The sequence below is a fragment of the Amycolatopsis dendrobii genome (assembly GCF_014145675.1).
Lineage (GTDB): Bacteria > Actinomycetota > Actinomycetes > Mycobacteriales > Pseudonocardiaceae > Amycolatopsis > Amycolatopsis dendrobii.
Genome location: NZ_JACGZW010000004.1, coordinates 569845 through 588366, shown reverse-complemented (window position 1 = coordinate 588366; position 18522 = coordinate 569845). Strand labels below are relative to the sequence as shown.

15 protein-coding genes are annotated in these 18522 nt (G+C 68.2%); 4 read left to right on the top strand and 11 right to left on the bottom strand.

The window, feature by feature from the left end:
* Positions 1-73: 73 nt before the first annotated feature.
* Positions 74-1249, top strand: a complete 1176-nt coding sequence (locus H4281_RS14490; RefSeq protein WP_182891399.1) for a M20 metallopeptidase family protein — start codon at positions 74-76, stop codon at positions 1247-1249.
* 356 nt (positions 1250-1605) lie between these two features.
* On the opposite strand, the gene H4281_RS14485 is transcribed toward H4281_RS14490, so the two are convergent.
* Positions 1606-3216, bottom strand: a complete 1611-nt coding sequence (locus H4281_RS14485) for a thiamine pyrophosphate-binding protein (RefSeq protein WP_182891398.1) — start codon at positions 3214-3216, stop codon at positions 1606-1608.
* Between the two features lie 74 nt (positions 3217-3290).
* Between H4281_RS14485 and H4281_RS14480 the strand changes: the two genes are divergently transcribed.
* On the top strand, positions 3291-4442 hold the full coding sequence (locus H4281_RS14480; protein WP_220507172.1) for a PucR family transcriptional regulator: 1152 nt from the start codon (positions 3291-3293) through the stop codon (positions 4440-4442).
* A 55-nt stretch (positions 4443-4497) separates the two neighbouring features.
* On the top strand, positions 4498-5874 hold the full coding sequence (locus tag H4281_RS14475) for an aldehyde dehydrogenase family protein (RefSeq protein WP_182891396.1): 1377 nt from the start codon (positions 4498-4500) through the stop codon (positions 5872-5874).
* Positions 5875-5933: 59 nt separating this feature from the next.
* Here H4281_RS14475 and H4281_RS14470 read toward each other — a convergent pair whose 3' ends face one another.
* The 10 genes from H4281_RS14470 to H4281_RS14425 form a co-directional block, all read right to left on the bottom strand.
* Complete coding sequence (locus H4281_RS14470; protein WP_220507171.1) at positions 5934-7544, bottom strand: FAD-dependent monooxygenase; 1611 nt, start codon at positions 7542-7544, stop codon at positions 5934-5936.
* 11 nt (positions 7545-7555) lie between these two features.
* The gene (locus H4281_RS14465) at positions 7556-8518 is read right to left on the bottom strand and encodes a flavin reductase (protein WP_182891394.1); all 963 of its coding nucleotides are present in this window, start codon (positions 8516-8518) and stop codon (positions 7556-7558) included.
* A gap of 5 nt (positions 8519-8523) precedes the next feature.
* Positions 8524-9162, bottom strand: coding sequence for a 4-carboxy-4-hydroxy-2-oxoadipate aldolase/oxaloacetate decarboxylase (locus H4281_RS14460; protein ID WP_182891393.1), 639 nt, complete (start codon positions 9160-9162; stop codon positions 8524-8526).
* The gene (locus tag H4281_RS14455) at positions 9159-9806 is read right to left on the bottom strand and encodes an RraA family protein (protein WP_182891392.1); all 648 of its coding nucleotides are present in this window, start codon (positions 9804-9806) and stop codon (positions 9159-9161) included. The genes H4281_RS14460 and H4281_RS14455 overlap by 4 nt, the downstream gene beginning before the upstream one ends.
* Positions 9806-10474: an RraA family protein gene (locus H4281_RS14450; RefSeq protein WP_182891391.1), complete on the bottom strand. Its 669-nt coding sequence runs from the start codon at positions 10472-10474 to the stop codon at positions 9806-9808. The genes H4281_RS14455 and H4281_RS14450 overlap by 1 nt, the downstream gene beginning before the upstream one ends.
* A 2-nt stretch (positions 10475-10476) precedes the next feature.
* Positions 10477-11493 carry a DODA-type extradiol aromatic ring-opening family dioxygenase gene (locus tag H4281_RS14445; protein ID WP_182891390.1) on the bottom strand — a complete coding sequence of 339 codons (1017 nt, stop codon included), beginning with the start codon at positions 11491-11493 and terminating at the stop codon, positions 10477-10479.
* A gap of 9 nt (positions 11494-11502) precedes the next feature.
* Positions 11503-12504: an amidohydrolase family protein gene (locus tag H4281_RS14440; RefSeq protein ID WP_182891389.1), complete on the bottom strand. Its 1002-nt coding sequence runs from the start codon at positions 12502-12504 to the stop codon at positions 11503-11505.
* Between the two features lie 17 nt (positions 12505-12521).
* On the bottom strand, positions 12522-13976 hold the full coding sequence (locus tag H4281_RS14435) for a 4-hydroxyphenylacetate 3-hydroxylase family protein (protein ID WP_182891388.1): 1455 nt from the start codon (positions 13974-13976) through the stop codon (positions 12522-12524).
* Between the two features lie 151 nt (positions 13977-14127).
* Positions 14128-15576, bottom strand: coding sequence for an aldehyde dehydrogenase family protein (locus tag H4281_RS14430; RefSeq protein ID WP_182891387.1), 1449 nt, complete (start codon positions 15574-15576; stop codon positions 14128-14130).
* A gap of 123 nt (positions 15577-15699) precedes the next feature.
* On the bottom strand, positions 15700-17310 hold the full coding sequence (locus H4281_RS14425; protein WP_182891386.1) for a thiamine pyrophosphate-binding protein: 1611 nt from the start codon (positions 17308-17310) through the stop codon (positions 15700-15702).
* Positions 17311-17447: 137 nt separating this feature from the next.
* Between H4281_RS14425 and H4281_RS14420 the strand changes: the two genes are divergently transcribed.
* The gene (locus H4281_RS14420) at positions 17448-18356 is read left to right on the top strand and encodes an SAM-dependent methyltransferase (protein ID WP_182891385.1); all 909 of its coding nucleotides are present in this window, start codon (positions 17448-17450) and stop codon (positions 18354-18356) included.
* The last annotated feature ends 166 nt before the right edge of the window (positions 18357-18522 follow it).

The window sequence follows — 18522 nt, the reverse complement described above, 5'->3', positions numbered from 1 at the left end:
CGTCTATATTGATTGTAGACATTAGACGCATGCGTCACCAGCGCGGCACGCACCGTTGCCTAAGGAGCCCACTTTGCCGGTTTCCGCCCCCGCTGCCCTTCACTCAGAACTGGTCGCACTCCGCCGCACCCTCCACGCCCACCCCGAAGCCGGGTTCGCCCTTCCGCGGACCCAGCGTTCCGTGCTGACCGCGATGGCCCCGTTGGACCTGGAAGTCACCCCCGGCCCGCACGACTTCGCCTCAATCGTCGCAGTACTGCACGGCGCGCGCCCCGGCCCGTCGGTCCTGTTGCGCGCGGACATGGACGCACTGCGCGTCACGGAGGAAACCGGGCTGCCGTTCGCATCTCAGACGCCCGGATTGATGCACGCCTGCGGCCACGATCTCCACACAGCCGCACTCGTTGGGACAGCAAAGCTTTTGAGCGCCCGCCGAGACGAGATCGCAGGCTCGGTGGTGTTCATGTTCGAACCAGGCGAGGAAGCAGGCGGCGGCGCGCAACGCTTGATCGACGAGGGAATCCTTTCCGGCGTCGAAGCGGCCTACGGCATCCACGTCCTGCCCGGCCCGGCCGGCGTATTCACGACGCGGGCCGGCTCGGTCATGGCCGGGGCCAGCAGCCTGACCGTGCGTGTGCTCGGCCGCAGCGGACACGGCTCACGACCACACCAAGCAGTGGACCCGGTTCCCGCTGCGGCACAGATCATTTCGGCGCTGCACACGTACGTCACCCGACGGTTCCCAGTGTTCGATCCAGTTGTGCTGTCGGTGACCAAAATGCAGGCGAGCGACATCATCAACGCCATCCCCGACGAGGCAACGCTAGCCGCGACGATCCGCGCGCTTTCCGCTGAGAGCGTGGACATCCTGGCCCGCGAACTGCCCTCGCTGGCGGACGGGATCGCGTCAGCGTTCGGTTGCCGTGCCGAAACGGAATTCCGGTCGGTCTACCCGGTCACCGCGAACGACCCAGAGACGGCAGCACACGCGCTGACCGTGCTCGGCGATCTCTTCGGCCCGGAACGGGCTGTCCCGCTGGAGCACCCGATCATGGCGTCGGAGAGCTTTTCCGCAGTACTCAAAGAAGTCCCCGGCGCCTTCGTCTTCCTGGGCACCACCCCGGAGGGGATCGACCCCGACACAGCGGAAATGAACCACTCCCCGCGCGCGGTCTTCGACGACAGCGTCCTCAGCGACCAGGCCGCCGCTCTGGCAGCCCTCGCACTAAGCCACGTCAGCCGTCCGTGAACGCCACCTTGAGGGGACTCTGAGTCCCACAAGGAGCCCTTCACGACCCGTCGCACCTCCGCGACGCCCCAATGCGGCATTGGTTGCGTCCCACTCACCCAACGCCACATCGGGGTGCTAAACCACACCCCGCGAACCCCACCGCAACCACCCACCCGACCTCAGCCGACGCACCCAGCCCAACAAGGCACCCACACACTCCCCCGCCCCCGATACGAAGCCAAAACACGGCGCCGGGGTGCTGGTCAAGGCATCGTTCCCGCCTTGACCAGCACCCCAGCGCCGTAGTCACCGATCAAAAACCGGGGTGCCCGCAACCATTCACGAGGCAATGCCGCCGCCAGGCGACGAGCCGCTCAGTGCTTCTCGTGAATCAACGGCCAAGGCGAAGGAAACACATCCACCGGCACCTTGACCACCGCGGGCCGCCCAGCCGCGATCGCCGCGCCCACCGCCTTCTCCACCGCCCCAGCATCCTCCGCAAGCGCAAAATCCAACCCGAACGCCCGAGCAAGCAACTCGAAATCCGGATTGGTCAAATCCGACCCAATGAACCGCCCACCATAGGTATCTCGCTGAATCCGCCACACATTTCCGAACCGGGAGTCCTCAAACAACACAGTCACCAGCGGAATCCCGTACTTCTTAGCCGTAGCGAACTCCTGCATCGACCACCCGATCCCCCCATCCCCAGTCACCGCGACGACGGACCGCCCGCCCGACCCCACGGCAGCCCCCAGCGCAGTAGGCATCGCATACCCCAGCGTCCCCTGATATCCCGGCCACACGTACGACCGCGGCGCCCGCACAGGAAACCCGTACGTCGACACATACCCAATCTGCGTCAACTCATTGACGAAAACGCCATCCTCAGGCAACGCAGCACGGATCGCGTCCACGAACTCCATCTGCGGCCCAGCCTGCTTCCGAATCCGAGCTTCGCAATCCTCGCGCAGCCGAACCAGCTCAGCACCCCAAGCAGCACGAGGCGAGAGCCGCTCAACCAACGCCCCCAACACCGCCACCGCGTCCGCATTCACCGCGAGGTCCGGCCGTCGCGGCGCCCGAAGATCAGCGGCGTCAATGTTCACCAACGCAAGCCGAGCATTCCCGATGTTCAACTGGCGCCCAAACGGCGTCAGGAACCGGCTGCCGAACGAAACCACCAGATCCGCCGAAGACCGCAGTTCCCACAATGCGAACGCAGGCAACGCGTGCGGGTCCCGAGCATCAATAGCCCCCCGCCCGTTCTCGCTCATCACCACCGGCGCGTCCAGCAGTTCAGCAAGCCGAGCGAGCAACTTGAACGCCCGAGGATCCCGCATGCCCCCACCGACATGGATCACCGGCCGCGCAGAAGCCGCCAGCAACCGCACGAGATCGGCAACATCCCGCTCCGGCGCTTCCGGCTCCCGCACCCCGAACGGCTCGCCCGGGTTGAGATCCGCGACCGCGTGCAGCAAATCCGGCCCCAGTTCGAGCGCGACGGGCCGAGGCCGTCCAGTCCGCATCTGCCGGAAGCCCTCGTGCACCAGATCCGGGATCTCCTCGACCCGTTTGGGTCGGGCAGACCACTTCGTCAGCCCCTGAACCGTGTCAGTCTGGCGGGGAATCTCGTGCAGCGCCCCGAGCCCGGATCCCACGAGCGGCGACGGGATCGTCCCCGCCAGCAACATCACCTGCGACGAACAGGCGTAGGCCGTCGCCATCCCAGCTCCGGCGTTCAGCACCCCAGGACCAGGCACGACCATCGCCACCCCGGGCCGTCCGGAGGCCCGGTAGTACCCGTCCGCCATGTAACTGGTCGCCTGCTCGTGCCGCGGGACGACCAGGTCCAGCTCGTCGCGCTTGCGGTACATGCCGTCGGTGAGCCCGTCCAGCTGGACCCCGGGAATGCCGAAGACCGTGTCGACGCCCTCGCTGATGAGCGCCCTGGCGAGCGCGTCACCGCCTGTCATCTGTGCCATGCGGATCCCTCTCGTCAAATGTCTATAATGAATATAGATCAAATCTCCGGCGGCTGGCAACGGAAGAGGCGAGCATGACTCTCGAAGGACAGGTGCAGGCCTACGCCGACCGGCTCGGGCGGCCGATCATCGTGTTCGACGTCGACTTCACGGTGATCGCGTTCAGCGTGCACGACCAGGACGTCGACCACGCCCGGCTGGCGATCATCTTGTCCCACAAAGGATCTTCGCGCGCCCGGGAGTCCATCCGGGACTACCGGGTCGGCCAGGCGCGGGACCCGGTCCGGATCCCGCCGCTCGACGGCGGGCAGTCCCGGCTCGTCGCACCGGTCCGGCACGAGGGCCGGCTCGTCGGCTACCTCTCCTCGACGATCCCCGAGGACGACGAGTCCGCCTACGAGGACGACGACGAACTGCGCGAACGCCGGGCGCAGATCGGCTTGCTGCTGGCCGCGACGGCGCTCGGCAACCGCGAGAACGAGGACCGCGCGCGACGCCTGCTCGCCGCACTCCTCGAAGGCGCTGACGACCAGCGCGTCCGAGCCGCCGACGAACTGCTCGCGAGCGGCCTGCTTTCCCCGGTCCCGCACTACACGGTCATCTCGATCGCGACCCCGCCGCGGGCCGAGCCCAGTTCGGCGACGCTCCGGCTCGTCCTGGACCGGGCATTGTCGAGCATCCCCGTTTTCCCCACGCTGAAAGCCGCTGGCGCAGTGCTCGGCAGCGAAGCCGTCTTGCTGGTGCCATACGAAATCGACACCGAGCGACTGTCAGCTCTCCTTGCGCAGCCCGCCTTTTCCGGCCTGCACGCCGGAGTCGGCGGAGCGCACGCGCCGCTGTCGGGAGTGCATCGGTCGCTGCGGGAAGCCCGGATCGCCTTGCGCGGCGGCGACGTCGGCCGCGTGGCCCACTGGTCAGAGTTGGGATTGGACCGGCTGCTCCTGCAACTCCCCCTCGCGGACCTTGATATCTCAGATCTCCCCGATGCCGTACGACGGCTGCTCGACGCGCAGTCCGGACCGGACCTCGCGCAGACCCTGGAGACCTACCTCGACTGCGGCTGCGACGCCCAGCGCACCGCGCTGGCCCTGCACGTCCACCGCAGCACCCTCTACTACCGGCTGGATCGCGTGCGCGCGGTCACCGATGTCGATCTCGCCGACGGGAAGGTGCGCCGCGAACTCCACACCGGGCTGCGGGTCGCGACCCTCGCCGGTCTCCGCTAGGCGCCTTGCCTTGAATTGACTATATTCAATGTGAACTTTTACGGAAGGGTCCCGCATGAACGCACTGCTGACCACCGTCTCGGTCTCCGACGACCACGGGCGGCCGATCCTGGACGCCGCGACCCGGGAAGTCGTCGGCCACGCACCGGTGCACACCGTCGACCAGCTCAACGCCGCGATCGCCGCTGCCGTCAAGGCACAACCGTCCTGGGCCGCACTGGGACATGCGGAACGCTCGCGCATCTTGCACGTCATCGCGGACGACATCGACGCGCACGCCGAAGAACTCGGCGAGATCATCACTGCTGAACAAGGCAAAGCCGGCGGTTCCGGTGAGGCGCACGGTGCCGCGCACTGGCTCCGGTCCGCCGCGGACACGGTGCTCGAACCGCAGTCGCTGCCAGACGGCGCGGAGCAGCATTACGTCCCGCTCGGCGTCGTCGCGTCGATCGGCCCGTGGAACTTCCCGGTGATGATCGCCGTGTGGCACGTCGCGCCGGCGCTGCGCATGGGGAATACGGTGGTGCTGAAGCCTTCCGAGAACACGCCGCTGAGCGTGCTCGCGCTCGCGGAGATCTTCCGCCGCCACCTTCCCGCGGACGTGCTGACCGCGGTTTCCGGGGATCGCGAGGTCGGCGCCGCGCTGGCCGCGCATCCCCGGATCGCCAAGATCGTGTTCACCGGCTCGACCGCGACCGGCCGCCGGATCGTCGAAAGCTCGGCGGGCAACCTCGCCCGGCTCACCTTGGAACTGGGCGGGAACGACGCCGCGATCGTGCTGCCCGGCACGGACGTGGACGCCGTCGCGGACAAGCTGTTCTGGGCGGCCTTCATGAACACCGGCCAGGTGTGCGCCGCGCTCAAACGGCTCTACGTGCACGAATCCATCTATGACGACGTCGTCTCCGCACTGGCCGAACGCGCGGAGAAAGCACCGATGGGGCCAGGACAGGACAAGGCGAACCGGCTCGGTCCGGTGCAGAATCCCGCGCAGTTCGAGATCGTCTCCCGGCTGGTCGAGGAGGCCAGGGCGCGCGGTGCCCGGATCGTCACCGGTGGTACGCCGGCGACGGAACTGGGGCCGCTGTTCTACCGGCCGACGATCATCGCGGACGTCGAGGACGGTGCCGCCGTGGTCGACGAGGAGCAGTTCGGGCCGGTGCTGCCGGTGATCCGGTACTCCGATGTGGACGACGCGGTGCGCCGGGCCAACGGCACTGACCAAGGGCTGGGCGCTTCGGTGTGGGGTGCCGACGCGGACGAGGTCGACGCGGTGGCGCAGCGGATGGAGGCGGGCACCGTGTGGATCAACCAGCACGGCGGCGTCGATCCGGCGATCCCCTTCGGCGGGACGAAATCGTCGGGCTACGGGCTGGAGTTCGGTGTCGAGGGCCTGAAAGCCATGGCGGCCAGCAAAATCATCCGCCGGTGAAACCCGTGAAGGCCTCCTCGGGGGATTTCCTCGAGGAGGCCTTCACAGTGGGCCGGGGGTCAAGCGCCGCGAAGCTTTTCCCACAACTCGGCCGCGGCCGCCCGGTCGGGCGGAGCACCTCGCCACACCACGGTCTGGTCCTGCCGTACCACCGTGAGGGGGCAAAGATATTCATCCGGCAGCGTGTCCACTTCAACGACCGCGAGTGGGATACCTCGCTCTGCCGCTTCACCGGCCAGCACTGAGATATCAACTCCGCGACTGGCAATTACCGTGTAGCCGGGCGAGAAATGGTCGTACAGCGAGGATCCGTCCGCCAGCGTGAAGTGTGGTGCACGGCAACCGGGCACAGTGGACGGCGTGTAGCTGCCCATCGTGTAGCTCGGCGCGTTTTCTCCGTCGTACGCGATGATCGGGGAATCGTGGTACGCGTACCCGTAATTCAGCCCTGCGGCGGCAAACTGCGGTTCGTTCAACTCGCGTACAGCGGCGCCGAAGGACGAACGTGCGGCTTCGCCGGCGAGGGTGTCGTCTTCGAGTTCGGCCGGGAGTCCGGGTCGAGCGAGCTTCCGCTGGTGGTTCATCGCGAAGTGCGACACCTGTTCGGTGATCGGCCGCCGTTCGGCTTCGTAGGCGTCCAGAATCCCTTCCTCGGCCCAGCCAGCGAGATGCGCGCCGAGCAGCCAGGTCAGGTTGAGCACGTCCGCGATGCCCGCGTTCATCCCGAATCCGGCGAACGGCACCCACAGGTGCGAGGCGTCCCCGGCGAGGAACACCCGCCGGTCGCGGAACCGGTCCGCTAGCAGACGGCGGGCGACCCAGTCCTCTTTGGACACGATGTCGTACTCGAACGACTCGTCCACGCCGAGGATCGCGCGGATCGCTTCGTCTCGGTCGACGGCTTCTTCTGCCGAGGATAGATAGGTGTGCACGAGAAAGGTTTCCGTGCCGTCGATCGCGTACACGTGTCCGACCCGGCGAGAGTTGAACGTGTAGTAGCCCCACGCCCGCGGTTCGTCGGCGGACATCAGCGAGTACAGCTTCGGTGCGCGGATGCACGTGGACTGCACATGCTGGAGCACCGGATCACCGCTGAGCTTCGCACCGATCTGCTTGCGCACCGCCGAGCGGCCGCCGTCCGCGCCGATGAAATACCGGGCGTGCAGAGTGCGTTCGCCCGAGTCGTCGGACACTACTGCCGAGACGGACGATGAGTCCTGCTCGACCGAGTGGAACCGGGTGCGGTTGAGCAGTGTCACGCCGGGCGCGGCAGCGGCGTTCCGCGCAAGGATCGGTTCCAGGAACGTCTGGTTGATCCGGTGCGGCGGTTCCGGCGTCGCCCAGCTCGTGTCGGGGCCGACGCGGGAGGTGTACCGCTGCCCGCTCGCCGGGATCGGGATGCGCGACAGTTCCCGTCCCGTGAGCGAAATCCGGAACGCGACGTCCTGCGGGTAGTCGCGCGGCAGTCCGGCGGCGCGCACCTCGGCCGCGATGCCCAGCCGTCGGAAGCTTTCCATGGTGCGCGAGGCGACGTGATTGCACTTGACGTTCGGCGGTTCCAGGAACTCCCGTTCCTCGACGACGATCACCGACACGCCGCGGCTGCTCAGGTCGAGTGCCGCGACGAGGCCGACCGGGCCTGCCCCGACGATGAGGACGTCTGCGTCCATGGCTTCTCCGTTCAGCACGGCATTCCTTGCGCCACCACGCCAAGGTGCTCGGTCATCAGCCGGCGGGCAGCATCCTCGTCACGGTCCTCAATGGCCTGGAGGATGCGACGATGCGCATCAACGGCCCGGGCCGCGCGCGCAGCGTTGGTGTGCACGGCATACACGCTCTCCCGTGGCCGGTTGAGCGCGCCGACCGACGCGGCGATTGCCGGGTTTCCGCTGAGCAAGCCGAGCCGGGCATGGAATTCCAGTGACAGCGGGTTGTACCGGCTGGCGTCGTGGACGTGTTTCTCCGATTCCTCGACCAGCGCCCGCAATTGCGCGACTTGGTCGTCAGCCGCGGCACGAGCGGCGAGTGCGGCAGCCGCGGGTTCGACCGCGTGCTGCGCTTCCAGCAGCTGCTCGGTTCGCATCCCGTGCAAATGCAGTTGGATGGAAAGCGAATCGGCGATCCGGCCGATGTCCGCCTCTGCCTCTTCCGCCGTGTTGAGTTCGCGGTATTCCCCGGACCAGTACAGCAACGGCTGCCCGGTCCCGCCGCCCGCGGAAACGACTTCGCCGACGAGGATGATGTGGTCGCCGCCGCCGAGCATCGTGTGCACGGTGCAGTCGAACCAGCTCAGCGCGCCGGTGACGACTGGTGCACCGGTGGTCTCGGTGTGCGTCTCGACCTCGTCGAACCGTTCCTTGCTCCGGCCGCGCCCGCGTCGGGCGAAACACGCGGAAACGTCTTGCTGATGGCGGCCGAGCACGTTGATCGCGAAGACCCCGCTCGCGCGGATCTCGTCGAGAATCGGGCTGTGCGAATTGATCGACACCGTCACCAGAAGCGGGTTCAGGGAAAGGGAGACGAACGAGGTCGCGGTGATCCCGTAAAGGTGCCCGTCGAGTGCCGTGGTGACGACGGTAACGCCGGAAGCGAACCGTCCGGCGGCTTGCCGGAAGCTGTCGATTCGTTGCTGGTCGGAGGTCATGGGGTTCACCTCGCCCCGTCCGGAACGCCGAGCTGGCGGAAGTCGTAGACGTCCAAAGTGGTCTCCCCGGAACGGAGCCGGTCCAAGTAGGACGCTTCCTTCTCCGCCCTGGCACGGGCCGCGGCGAGTACCCGGTCGTATTCGTCCGCCGGGAACACGACGATCCCGTCCCGGTCGGCCACGACGATGTCGCCGCGGCGCACCACCCGGCCGCGCAAGGTGATCGGGCGGCCGACGGTTCCCGGCCAGTTCTTGATCGTGCCGCGGATCGAGATCGCCGTGCTGAACGCCGGGAACCCGAGCGACGCGAGCTGCTGGGTGTCACGGACGCCGCCGTCGATGACCAGGCCGCTGATGCCGCGTGCCTGCGCCGCGACCGCCATCACCTCGCCCCAGTACCCGAACGGCGCGCCACCGGCGTCGACCACGAGCACGTCGCCGGGCCCAGCGGCTTCGATGCCGTGGTGCAGCGCGAGGTTGTCGCCGATCTGCGCGGACACCGGCACCGCGCGGCCGACCATCTGCGCACCGTCCCAGGAGGGCCGGAACGCGGGGTCCAAGAAGCAGTCGAGACCGGAAGCCTCGTACAGCGTTGCCGTGCCGAGCGTCAGCAGTTCCTTGGTGTCTTCAGCCAGCGCGGTCATGCGTCCGCCCGCTGCAGATCGTGGTAGCCGTACTTCGCGCGAGCTTCGGCGATCGTCGCGCCGCCGAGCGCGGCGGTGAGGATCGCTTCCTCGCGCGCCTGGATCATCTCGGCGACCTCCAGCACGTCGTCCTCGCAATCCTGCGGGATCGCCACGACTCCGTCCGAGTCGCCGAGCAGGATGTCCCCGTGGCGGACCGTCACGCCGCCGATGGTCACTGGCCCGCGTTCCTCGGCCACCTCGACCCGGTCCTTGCCGGTGCGCATGAAGCGGCCGCGACTGTAGATCGGGTAGCCGATGGACAGCGCGCGATGCGTGTCGCGGCAGACGCCTTCGATGACCGTTCCTGAGATACCACGCTGGTGCGCCACGGCGGTCAGGATGTCGCCCCACACCGTGCAGTCGACCCGGCCGTCGTTGTCGAGCACGATCACCTGGCCCGGTTCGACCTGGTCGATGAAATCGCCGACGGTACCCGCCGGGATCTGCGCGCTGACGTAGCGCACGGTGAACGCGCGGCCGACCATGCGTTGTCCGTCCGAGAGCGGGGCGAGGCCGAGCAGGCTGCCGGGGCGCTTGAGCTTGTCGAGGGCGTCGGACACCGTTGCGGTGCCGAGCACGGAGAAGCGGTCAAGGAGAGACATCAGCGCTGCTCCACGGTGACTGAGGGGAATTGGGAATCGTGCATGACTTCTTGCACATCGCGGCCGGACCGGACCGCCTCCGCCATCCGGGCCTCACGCTCGGCGATCCGCTGGGCGAGCTCGACTACGCGCTCGGCGTCTCCCGCGGCGACGAAGACGACGCCGTTGCCGTCCGCGAGCACAAAGTCTTGCGAGGCAACTGAGATACCAGCGATCTGGATGCGCTCGTCCATCGCGGCCTGCACGATGCGGCCCCGCGCGCTGACCGGAACGGCCGTGCGCGCGAAGACCGGGAGCTTCAGCGCTTCGCTCTCCTGGACGTCGCGGCAGGCACCGTCCACGATGACGCCGGCCACGCCGCGCCGGACCGCGGCCTCGGCGAGCAGGCCGCCCCAGCAGGAGACGTCCGTGCGGCCGTGATTGTCGATCACCACGACATCGTCCGGTTCGGTGATCGCGACCAGCGGGGTGGCGATGTGCGTCGCCGGTCCGGCGGTCGCTTTGGGTGCGGCGGTTACGGTGCGCACGCGACCAGCGAGGACGGTGCCGACGGGCCACATCGGCTTCAGCGCGGTGACCGCGCCGGGCAGCTTGAGGGTGTCCAGTGCGTCGGACACCGCGCAGCTGTCGAGCCCGCGCAGCGCGGAGACGATCTCTTCGGGAGACATGGTCACTTCCGTTCCCAGGCAAGGAAGCCCATCGCGTTGCCGGTGCCGGCTTCCGTTCGATAGCACGGCTCGTAGTCGACGCTGGTCACGGCGAGACCTGCCTCGTCGGCGATCCCGGCGACCGCGATCCAGTTGCGCAGCTCCGAGGCACCGGACCGCATCTCGGCGGCCGGGACGCTCGAGAGGTAGCCGGCGTCCTGATCTCGCAGTGCCTGGAGGAACTCCTGGTCCAGTTTCTCGTCGATCACGAAGTGGCTGAGCCCGCCCGACGCGACGATTCCGACGCGCAGGTCGCCGGGGAACGACCGGATCGCCCGGCCGACCGCGCGCCCGAAGTCGTAGCAGCGTTTGGCTCCCGGCGGATTCGGCTCCCAGAAGGTGTTGATGAAGATCGGCACCATCGGCAGCGTCGACTCCTGGCCGAGGAATCGCTGGTAGATGAACCCGAAGCCGTGCGGAATCGTGTGGTTCTCGTACCGCCCGGCCGGGATGACCTCGGTGGCGCCGGTGTCGAAGTCCTCGGCCTGGGTGGACTGGATGATGTGCTTGCCGAGCGCGCGGTGGGTCGGCCGCATGATCGTGCGGTCCGGGACGTCGCCGGTCGCGGCCTCGGCCAGGCCCGGGGCCATCGCGTCGAGCTGCGCCTGGGTGAACGGCACGTGCGCGACCTCGTCGCCCCAGAACACCGAAAACGGGGCGAGCCATTCGTCGCCGTAGGTTTCCTTGTGGTCGCTGGAAACGATGACGAGGACGTCGACCTCCTGGGTGCGGATGAATTCCGCGAGCCGATCCATCGACCGCTGGCAGCGTTCCCAGCGACGCGCCATCACCTCGGGAGTGATCTCGTTCGAGAAGTCCTCCCGCAGTTCGCGCAGTTCCTCGTAGCGGTAGGTCTCGCCGCGGAACTTCAACCCTTTGCTGGCGCGGTCCGCCGTGCCCCTGGTATCCCAGGCCTGCGGCGGTGGCGCCTTCAGCTGCGGTCCGTGCGAGGTGCCGATCCCGGCGACGATCTCGGTCATGATCTCCCCTCAGAGCTGGAAGAGCGCGCGGGCGTTGTTCTCGAGGACGTCGGCGCGCTCCTTTTCGCCGAGCCAGGCGATGTCGTCGATGAGCAGGTGGATGTCGTCGAACCAGCGGCCGGTCTCCGGGTCGATCTGCGAGCCGGTGCCCGGTTTCTCCGAGCCGAACAGCACGCGGTCGGTGCCGACGACCTTCATCAGCAGCTCCAGGCTGTCCTGGGTGTACAGGCAGGAGTCGAAGTGCAGCCTGCGCAGTTTGTCCAGATAGGACACTCCGGTGCGCACCACCGACGGCAGGAACCGGCCCACCTGATACGGAATCGCGCCGCCCCCGTGCGACACGATCACCTTGAGGTCCGGGAAGTCCTTCAGCACTCCTGAGTTCACGAGGCTCCACACCGCGATGGTCTCTTCCTGGATGAAATGCAGGCTGTACGGCTCACGCGCGGGCGGCTTGCATCCGGCGGCGTGCAGCAGCACCGGCACGTCGAGTTCGCACAGCACCTCATACACCGGGTACCAGTAGCGGTCTCCGAGCGCGAGCGGGGTTTCCGTGCCCTCATAAGGGTCGGTGTTGAGCATCGCGCCGACGAAGCCGAGTTCGGTCACCGTGCGGCGCAGTTCGGCGGTCCAGTCCCGAGGCGTCAGGTCCGGGCTCTGCGGGAGTCCGGCGACGCCCTTGAAGCGGCCGGGAAACAGCTCGGTCGCGCGGTGGATGAGGTTGTTGGTCTCCTCGGTGAACCACTGCACGAGCTTGGCCGGCCGTTCGCTGTGCATCATCTGGAACGGGCGGGGCGAGATCATCTGCAGGTCGATCCCGGCACCGTCGAGGTGCGCGAGATGAGAGATGTCGCCGAAGCTCGGGTGCGGGTGGTGATACGCGGCGGCGAGCGCGTCGTCGCTGATGGCCGGGGGCTTGCCGCCGTGCGCGCCGCGGTGCGAAAGCAGCGAGGCTTTCCAGGCGTAGTAGGCGTCCGGCGCGGACATGTGGCCGTGGACGTCGATGATCACGGGCTGCTCCTTGCGTCTCAGACGAGCGGCTTGCTGATGAGTTCGTCGACGCGCGCGTCCGTCGCCGACGTGTCGTAGAAGCGCAGCAGCCGGGTGCGGCCGGCGCCGGGGTCGCCGCGGTGCAGGTACTCGTAAAGTTCCTGGCGCATCCCGAAACTCGAGCCGGCGAGCTCCCAGCCGAGCCGGAACAGCCGCGCCTTCTCCGCCGCGCCGATGTCGTGGCCGCGCATGTAGAGGTCCAGGAACGGGCGCAGTTCCGGGTTCGCCAGGTCGGCTTCGGTCGGCTGCATGATGAGGCCGGACGCGGCGACCTGGCGCAAGATCTGAACCATCCGCGCTGAGATGTCAGCCGACCAGAAGCCGACGCCGTTGGTATTGCTCGGCGCGAGGTGCCCGCCCGGCGTCACGACAGCGGCGGCCTCCGCGCCCTTGATCGCCAGTTCGAGCGTCTGGACGTAAGAGATGAGTTCGCCCAGCTGTTCCTGGATGCCGCGGAAGGTGTCCACGCCGATGGAGTGCGCGAGTTTCTTCGCGACCGAGGTGAAGAACTTCATCCGGGCGAGGAAGCGGATGTGTGTGCTCTGCAGGCTCCAGACGTTGATCCGGCCGAGGCCCTTGAGCGCGCGCAGGGAGTCGCCGAGCAGGAAGATGCGTTCGCGCGGAAGGAAAACGTCGTCGAAGAACAGCATCGCGTCCTGTTCGTCGTACCGGTTGCCGAGCGGGTGCGAGTGCCCGCTCTCCGGTGCGCCGAGCGGTTCGCGCAGCAGGATCTTCAGGCCCGGCGTGTTCATCGGCAGCGCGAACCAGATGACGAAGTCCTCCGCGCCGCGGGCAGCGGTGACGCCGTTGAGGTACACCAGCACCTCGTGGGAGAACGGCGCGAGAGTGGCGAGTTGCTTCGCACCGCGCAGAATTACGCCGTCCTCGCGCTCCTCCACGACGCGCAGGGCGAGATCCGGATCGTCGAGCGGACTGGCGCTGCGGTCGATCTGCGGGTCGCCGAGAGCGTGGGTCAGGACGAGGTCGTGTTCCATCGCGAACCGGCGGTAATCCCGGGCGTTCTGGCCGAAACCCGCGCGGTTCTGGTCGAGTTCGTCGGCGTAATCGGCGAGTCCGGCCGCGACATTCGACATGAAGTCGGGAGAACGGCCGAGCTGCCCCAGACTTTCCCGCATCCACCATTCCGACGCGGCGAATTTGGCGCGCAATTCCTCCGGGGTCTTCGGCAGCGAAAACGCGTAGCTGACCTCGTTGCCGGTCTCCTCGGACTTGAACAGGGTCGCCGCCCGCCCCTCGGGGGTGGCGAACCGCAGGTCGAGCAGCCGGGCGAACTCGTCGACGGTCGGCTTGAGCGCGGGGTGTTCGGCGACGTTCCCGATGCGCTTGCCGTCGAGCCAGACCTCGCGGCCGTCGTTCAGGCTCTTTTTGTACTGTTCGCCGGTGAGCGCCCCGGTGGCACCGGAAATGTCCATGTACTCCGACTCCTTTGGCTGTGACGGGCCCGCACCGGGCGACGATTCGAAGCTACGGAAATCGCGGCGCCGGGGAATCGGTCCGCTGCGGGAATCTCCGCGGCGGACCTCCGACACCGTGTAGGAAAGTCCGACGCGGTGTCGGAACCGCTTACGACTGGATCGTCGGGACCGTCACCCATTGCCAGTAGGTGAACTCGTCCAGATTCCAGTGCCCGCCGTGCCGTCCGCCGTTGCCGGACGCGCCGAGGCCGCCCATCGGGATGTGCGCGGCGTCGTAGATGGTCTGGCCGTTGAGGGCGACCATCCCGGCCCGCAACCGGGACGCGAAACCGAGGGCGCGCGCGACGTCGCGGCTGTGGATCGCCGCGGACAGGCCGTATTCGGTCGCGTTGGCGAGTTCGAGCGCTTCTTCTTCGGTCGAGAACCGGGTTACCGGGGCGACCGGGCCAAAGATCTCACTTCGGAAAGCTGCGTTGTCAACTGTTACGCCGTCGAGCACGGTCGGCTGGTAGAACGCGCCGTCGTGCGTGGCCCCGTGCACGACCCGCGCGCCGTCGGAGACCGCGGCCTCGACGATGCCGTGCACCCGCTCGGCCTGCGCGGTCGTGATCAGCGGACCGAGCGTCGTCCCGGGAGTCTTCGGATCGCCGAGCCGCAGTTTCTCCGCTGCCGCTTTGAGCCGCGCGACGTATTCGTCGGCGATGCTTTCGTGGACGAGATGCCGTCCGGTCGCCATGCAGATCTGGCCCTGGTGCCGGAAAGTTCCGCCGGCTCCAGCGGCCACCGCGCGGTCGAGGTCCGCGTCGGCCAGAACGATGAACGCGTTGTTGCCGCCGAGTTCGAGCACCACCCGCTTGAGCAGGCCGCCCGCGATCTCGCCGACCCGGCGGCCCGCGGCGGACGAGCCGGTGAACGAGACCGCGTTCGTGTGCGGCGAACGCACCACCGCCTCGCCGGTCGCCGCACCGCCGGGCAGTACGTGCACCACGCCGTCCGGCAGACCGGCTTGTCCGAAGACGCGCGCGAGCACCGCACCGCCGGAGAACGCGGTCTTCGCGTCCGGTTTGACCAGCACCGCATTGCCCAGCGCGAGCGCCGGCGCGACCGAACGCATGGCGAGCATCAACGGCGCGTTCCAGGGCGCGATCACCCCGACGACGCCGACCGGGATCCGCCGAGCCAATCCCAGCGTCGCCGGGTCTTCCACCGGAAGCAGATCGCCCTGCGACATCGTGACCAGTCCGGCCCCGGCGATCAGTTCGTCGATCGCTTTGTCGACTTCGTGCTTCGCCTTGGCCGGAAGCGAGCCGCTTTCACGCACGAGCACGTCCTCGACGTCAGCGCGGATGTCGCGCAAGGCGTCCGCGGCCCGGGTGAGGACGTCGGCCCGCTCGCGGTACGACGCGCGGCCCCACTCGGCTTGCGCTTGCGCGGCGCGTGCTCCGGCCCGTTCGACGTCGTGCTGGTCGGCGATGCCAGCCAGACCCACTTTCCCGCCGTCGCCCGGTGAGACAACCGGTTCCGTGCCGCCCCCTCCGGTACGCCAGCCGCCGGAGTAGATATGCCCGTCTGCCTCGCTGAGATCCCATCGGGCCATGTGCGTCGCCTGCCAATCCTGGTGCGGGTGCGGAGATCGCCGCGATGCTAGGTCGGCGCGAGCCCTCGGTTCATCGCCTCGGCGACGCAAATCCCGCGCCCGCGACTGAACACGGTGTCGGAATCACTGCCACAGCTGGTCGTTCACACGGACCTCGATCAACCGAGGTCCGTCCTCCGGCCCCGCTTCCTCGGCGAGAGCGGCCCGCAGCCCAGCGGCCCCGTCGACCGTCGTCGCCTTGATGCCGAACGCGGTCGCCAGCGCGGCGATCTCCACGCCGCTGATGTCAGTGAGCGGATAGTCCGCCCGCTCACCTCCGCTTTTCCGCATCCCGGCGACCACTGCTTGGTACTTCCCGTTGTTCACCACGAGATAGGTCACCGGCAGCCGGTAGCGCGCCACGGTCCAGAACGCGGGCACGCCGAACTGGACCACGCCGTCGCCGACCACCGCGAGCACGCGCTCGCGTCGCGCCATCGCCACACCCGCCGCAGCGCCCATTCCCCAGCCAAGCGAACCGCTCGCAGTGGCGAACAGCGAATCCGCTCGCGTGCGCTGGAGAAACCGCAGCAACGGCAGCGTCGAGGTGACCGCGTCGAGGACCAGCAGCCGTTGCCCGCCAATGACATCTGCGAGGGTGCGCATCGCCGCCGCAGCACTGAATTCCCCGTCCAGCGGGACTTCAGCCGCCCAGCGAGCTCGCCGGTCCTCGCTGTCCTTGAGCACCCGGGCAGGCCATTCGCTCCGCGAAGGCGCGCGGACTCCTTCAGCCAGTCCGCGCAGCGCCGCCGCGGTATCGCCGACCACCGCCCCGGCTGGGACATACCGACGGCCGGGCTCGGCGGCGTCTTCGGAGAGATGCAGGATCGGGACGCCGGACGGCAGCGCCGCGACCTCGGCCGAGAACTCCAGCGGCGTCGGCATGCCCGCCAGCACCAGCAGGTCTGCTTCCGCCGGCATCGGCGCGCGAGGATCGAACAATCCGGCGTACAACGGATGATCCGTGCGGAAGGACCATCGTTCGAGGTCGCGCCGGGACTCCACGAACACCGGTGCGCCGAGCCGCTCGGCCAACCGCGCCAAATCCGCCTCGGCCCTGCGCCGGCCGACGTCCGATCCCGCGACGATCACCGGCCGTCGTGCCGCATCGAGCAGTGCGCTCGCGTGCCGGACCGCCTCCTCGGCCGGGCCCTGCCGCGCACCCCAGCGGACCGGTGGCGCGACACCAGGTTCCGCGGCCAGATGGTCTTGCGGGATCGTGAGAATCGCCGGTTGCTCCGGGATCACCGTGGTATGCCACAGCGTCCGGCTGACATCTTCAAGCAGGTCCTCGGCGCGGAGGTTCTGCCAGGCATGCCCCACGTAGGGCGCGGCTGTTTCGAGCAAACGCGGCGCAGTCGTCAGCGCGCGGTGCGGGAGTGTCGCCGTTCCCTTGATCCCGGCGAGAATCGCGACGCTGCTACGCGCGACTTGTGCCGCGTACAGATGCGCCAAGCCGTTCGCGACCCCGACGTTCGTGTGCAGGTAGGCGACACCGATCCGACCCGAGGCACGCGCGTAGCCGTCGGCCATGGACACCGAGATCGCCTCGTGGGTGGTCAGCACGAACTCGGGTCCGCCCGGTCTGGTGGCAAGAGCGTCGAGCACTGGTATCTCACTCGTGCCGGGACAGCAGAAAACGTGCTCGACTCCCCACTGCGCCAAGGTTTCCAGCAACCGCACAGCAGCCGTCATGCCCTGGCACGCTACGCAGCGCGCCGGGTCGGGCGCTTCGACGCGGCGCCGGAAGAAACTGGGCGGACTGTGCGACACGGTGTCGGGATCGGAGTAGGTTGCGGATCTCGGCACCCGGCGAAAGGCAAGGCGGCGCAATGACTTCTGCCCGGCACGACGGAGACACCTGGGACCTGGCGTCCAGCGTCGGAGCGACCGCGACGATGGCCGCGGCGGCGCGGGCGATCGCGACCCGCGAGGACAGCACACTGTTCTCGGACCGGTTCGCCGAACCGCTCGTCCAGGCAGTCGGCGTCGACCTGCTCGCCAAACTGGCGTCCGGCGAGACCGAGCCGGGTGCTCTGGTCGGGCAGATCTGGATCGACGCGGCCAAGATCCGCGGCAGGTTCTACGACGAGTTCTTCCTCGACGCGGCCGCCGCGGGCATCAGCCAGGCCGTGATCCTGGCGTCCGGATTGGACTCCCGTTCGTACCGGCTGCCCTGGCCGAACGGAACCGCGGTGTACGAGATCGACCAGGAGCCGGTGGTCGAATTCAAGGCCCGCACCCTGGCCGGCCTTGGCGCCGTGCCCACCGCCGACCGGCGGCCGGTCGCCGTCGACCTGCGCGAAGACTGGCCCGCCGCCCTGCGCGCCGCCGGTTTCGACCCGGCCCAGCCGACCGCGTGGAGCGCCGAAGGCCTGCTCGGCTACCTGCCGCCCGAAGCGCAAGATCGCTTGCTGGACACCATCACCGAACTGAGCGCGCCGGGAAGCCGCGTCGCCACCGAAAACCGGCCCAACCCGCGCCCCGGCGACGAGGCCAAGACGAAGGAACGCCTCGACCGCATCTCCGAACAATGGCGCGGCGAGGGTTTCGACACCGACATGACGAGGTTGCGCTACTTCGGCGAGCGCAACGAGGCGGGTCCGTATCTGAGCGGGCTCGGCTGGACGGTGCACGGAAGCACGGTCCGGGAACTGCTCGCGGCCAACGGTCTCCCGCCGCTGCAAGACGACGATCTGCGCATGGGCGACCTTCGGTACATCCGCGGTGTCCTGGCCTAGCGCCTCGGCGCGCCGTGAGGGACTCTGATTCGTTCAGGGCGGCCCTCGCGAATATCAAGAACCGGCCACGTGGCAACAAACCGGGCATTTCACGGATCCTGGCGCACCCGGCAGTAAACGCCGACCCCCTCGCCGCAGCCGCCTCGCTCCAGTGGCCGAGCCGTCA